This window comes from Saccharopolyspora sp. NPDC002686 (assembly GCF_040295745.1).
Lineage (GTDB): Bacteria > Actinomycetota > Actinomycetes > Mycobacteriales > Pseudonocardiaceae > Saccharopolyspora > Saccharopolyspora oryzae.
Genome location: NZ_JBEOVY010000528.1, coordinates 1 through 3,574 on the forward strand (window position 1 = coordinate 1; position 3,574 = coordinate 3,574).

Genomic DNA, 3,574 nt, shown 5'->3' on the forward strand with positions numbered 1-3,574 from the left:
GTGCCAGGTCTCGAAATCGGAGTGCCAGTAGAAACCGGTGCCGCGGTAACCCGGCATGTAGTTGTCCCACTCGTTCGGAGCGAGGCAGTGCTCGGGAGAGGGGGCCGGACTTCTGGTGGAGGCGGGTCAGTTGTCGATTCGGCGGGCGCCCAGTTCTCGTTCGAAGAGCTCGACCGCGGCGGCTTCCGGGTCCGGGCCGACCGGGGTGTTCGCGTCGTATGGGGAGGACTCGGCGAGCATCGCTTCCGGGTCTTCCTCGTCGTCGGTGACCGGCTTCGGGGCGCGCTGCGGCTCCGGACGCCTGGTCGGCTCCGGGGGCGGCGGGACGTCGTCCGGCGGCGGGGGCTCGTCGTCCGGCGGTTCGGGCGGCGGCGGGATGTCATCCGGTTCCGGCGGCCGCGGCACCGTGCCCTGGCGCGGCGCCTGGCCCCGTGCCTGCCCGTTGGACGGGCGCGACGGCTGAGCGCTCGGACGGCTGGGGGCCTGGTTGTTCGGCTGCTCGGCGGGCGCCGGGTTCGCGGACTCGGCGGCGGCAGCGGTCGACTTGCGCTGCAGGGGCTGCTTCGGAGCGGCCTGGCGCGCCGGAGCGGGCGGCGGGGCCGCACCGGCCTCGACGCACTGGATCTCCCACTCGGCATCGCCGATGACCTGGCACAACGCCTGCCGGACGAAGTCCAGCCGCCGCTGCTGCGCGAACTGCTTGACCAGCCCGGACGTCGGCATCGACAGCACGAGCGCACCATCGCTGAGGTCCTGCACGGTGGCGTTGAGCAACAGCGCCTGCGTCGGCCGGTTCAGCTTCGCGACGGCCTGCAGCACCTCGCTCCACACCTGCCGCACCTTCGCCGCGTCGTACCCGCCCGCGGCTCCCGCCGCGGCAGGCGCCGCTCCGCCGCGCTGCGCCTCAGCGGCTCCGCCGCCACGGCTCGCGTTCGCAGCGCTGCTCTGCGGCTCCGCCGCAGCCGCAGCACCACCGGCAACGCCGTTCCGCTGCTCCGCAGCTCCACTGCTCTGCGACGCCGCAGCACCGCCTCCGGCGGCACCACTCCACGCTGCGCCGCTCTGCGGCTGCGCCGAAGCTCCGCCGGAAACCTCGCTCCGCTGCTCCGCAGCACCACTCCGCTGCTCCGCAGCTCCGCCTGTCGCACCGGCCGGAGCCTGAGCCGCAACATCGCTCTGCTGCTCCGCAGCTCCGCTGCCCTGCGCGGCTCCACCGCTCTGCGGCTGCGCCGCAACAGCGCCATCGCCCTGTCCAGTCGCGCCGCTCTGCTCCGCAGCACCGGCTTCCTCCGCCGCTCGCGCAGCTGCCGCGCGCTCGTGCGGGCGCTGGAAGACCCGCCGCGGCCGACCGTCGCCGTCAGCCGCTGGCGCGGCTTCCGCCGGGGCCGCCGGGGCTCCGCCTTCGGCGGGCGCCAGGGTCGCTCGGCGTTCGACCCGCTCAAGTCGTTGCAGCAGCGCCGTTTCCGCGTCCGACACCGCCGGGAGCATCATCCGGGCGCAGAGGAGTTCGAGGAGCAGGCGGGGCGCGGTCGCTCCGCGCATCTCCGCCAGTCCGGTGTGGACGATCTCCGCGAAGCGGGAGAGGGTCGCCGGGCCGAGCTGATCGGCCTGCGTCCGCATCCTCTCCAGCTCGTCGCCCGACGCGTCCACCAGACCGCGGTCGCCGGCGTCGGGCACCGAGCTGAGCAGCACCAGGTCGCGCAGGCGGTCCAGCAGGTCGGAGCCGAAGCGGCGCGGGTCGTGCCCGGCTTCCACCAGCCGGTCCACGGTCGCGTAGACCGCCGCCGCATCTCCGGCCGCGAGCGCGTCGACCATGTCGTCGATCAGGGCCACGTCGGTGACGCCGAGCAGCGCGACCGCCCGCTCGTAGGTGACGCCCTGCTCGGTCGCCCCCGCCAGCATCTGGTCGAGGACGCTCAGGGTGTCCCGCGCCGAGCCGCCACCAGCCCGGATGACCAGTGGGAACACCGCTGGCTCCACCTGGACGCCCTCGTCGCCGCAGATGCGCTCGACGAGTTCGCGCATCACGCCCGGGGGCATCAGGCGGAACGGGTAGTGGTGGGTGCGGGACCGGATGGTGGTCAGCACCTTGTCCGGTTCCGTCGTCGCGAAGACGAAGATCAGGTGTTCCGGCGGCTCCTCGACGATCTTCAGCAGGGCGTTGAAGCCCTGCGTGGTGACCATGTGGGCCTCGTCGATGATGAAGATCCGGTACCGCGACTGGGCGGGCGCGTAGAAGGCCCGATCGCGCAGTTCGCGGGTGTCGTCGACGCCACCGTGGCTGGCCGCGTCGAGCTCCACGACGTCGACGCTGCCGCCGCCTTCGGGGGCCAGCGCGATGCAGGAGTCGCATTCGCCGCACGGGTCGGGCGTCGGACCCTGCGCGCAGTTCAGCGAACGGGCCAGGATGCGCGCGCTGGAGGTCTTGCCGCAGCCGCGCGGCCCGGAGAACAGGTACGCGTGGTTGATCCGGCCGGAGGACAGCGCGGTCCGCAGCGGCTCGGTGACGTGTTCCTGCCCGACGACCTCGGCGAAGGTCGCGGGACGGTACTTGCGGTAGAGGGCGAGCGCCACGACCAGAACCCTACGCGGTACGACCGACAACCCGGAAAGGGCCCGAAGGGGCCCGGAAAGTAAGGGGACCCCGTGCACCCGCCAGAGCCCGCTTACCCTTGCTGCCTTCCGGCCCTGGGGGAGTTCACAGGATGGACGTCGCACGAGGTCCACGGACAGTGTAACCCGACGCCCGCAGTGCTCCGCGAGGCGGCCTCGCTCACTGCTCCGCGGGCACGTCCCCGGTCATCCGGCGCAGCGCCGCCACGTGCCCGAGATAAGCGGCCTTGCCCTGGTCGGTGAGCCGGAACCAGGTCCGCGGCCGCCGCCCGACAGCGCCCTTGCGGACCTCCAGATAACCGGCGTCCTCGAGGGCCCGCGAGTGCTTCGACAGCATCGAGTCGCTGAGCTCGGTCGAGTCGCGGACCGCCTTGAACTCCACCCAGTCCGCGCCACCGGCCAGCAGGGCGCAGATCGACAGCCTCGGCAGCGGGTGGATGACAGAGTCGATCATGCCCGCACCCTTCCCTCCGCGATGTCGCGCCCGATGCCCAGGTAGACGTTCCGGATGGCGAAACCGGCCGCCACCAACGCCGACTTCGCCTCGTCCATCCCAGCTCCCCAAGTCATCTACTTTCTACTTGGAAAGTACTTTACATCGAAGTAGAAGCCGGTCAACCCCACCGGCGAGCGGTGCGCAAGCCCCTGATAGGCTTCCGCACGGAGGATTGGCCGAGCGGCCTAAGGCGCACGATTGGAAATCGTGTTGGGTTAATAGCCCTCACGGGTTCGAATCCCGTATCCTCCGCTCTCGAGGCGAATGCCCTCGCAAGACCGGGTCTTGCGAGGGCATTCGCCTTTTCGCGCTGGTGCAGTCCCATCCACCGACCCCGCGGAAGAGCCCCCTCCTCTCCGACCAGATCGAGCCGACCGCCTCGGTATTCTCTACCTGACCACCTGTGTCGGTTTCGGGTACGGGCCATGCACACACTCGCTAGAGGCTTTTCTCGACAGCATGGGA

2 protein-coding genes, 1 tRNA gene and 1 other RNA gene are annotated in these 3,574 nt (G+C 71.3%); 1 reads left to right on the forward strand and 3 read right to left on the reverse strand.

The genetic code is table 11. The features are described from left to right. Positions 1-126: 126 nt before the first annotated feature. From ABTZ89_RS36965 to ABTZ89_RS36975, 3 genes are all read right to left on the reverse strand, one after another. Positions 127-2,574: a DNA polymerase III subunit gamma and tau gene (locus tag ABTZ89_RS36965; protein ID WP_351053750.1), complete on the reverse strand. Its 2,448-nt coding sequence runs from the start codon at positions 2,572-2,574 to the stop codon at positions 127-129. A gap of 59 nt (positions 2,575-2,633) precedes the next feature. Then, positions 2,634-2,728, reverse strand: an RNA gene (ffs, locus tag ABTZ89_RS36970) — signal recognition particle sRNA small type. A gap of 45 nt (positions 2,729-2,773) precedes the next feature. After that, complete coding sequence (locus tag ABTZ89_RS36975) at positions 2,774-3,067, reverse strand: winged helix-turn-helix domain-containing protein (RefSeq protein WP_351053753.1); 294 nt, start codon at positions 3,065-3,067, stop codon at positions 2,774-2,776. Positions 3,068-3,275: 208 nt separating this feature from the next. Between ABTZ89_RS36975 and ABTZ89_RS36980 the strand changes: the two genes are divergently transcribed. Next, positions 3,276-3,361, forward strand: a tRNA-Ser gene (locus ABTZ89_RS36980). Positions 3,362-3,574 lie beyond the last annotated feature (213 nt).

What these genes read in the sequence shown, in the direction of transcription:
- ABTZ89_RS36975 (WP_351053753.1), bottom strand. Translation starts at nt 3,067, where the DNA reads ATGATCGACTCTGTCATCCACCCGCTGCCGAGGCTGTCGATCTGCGCC.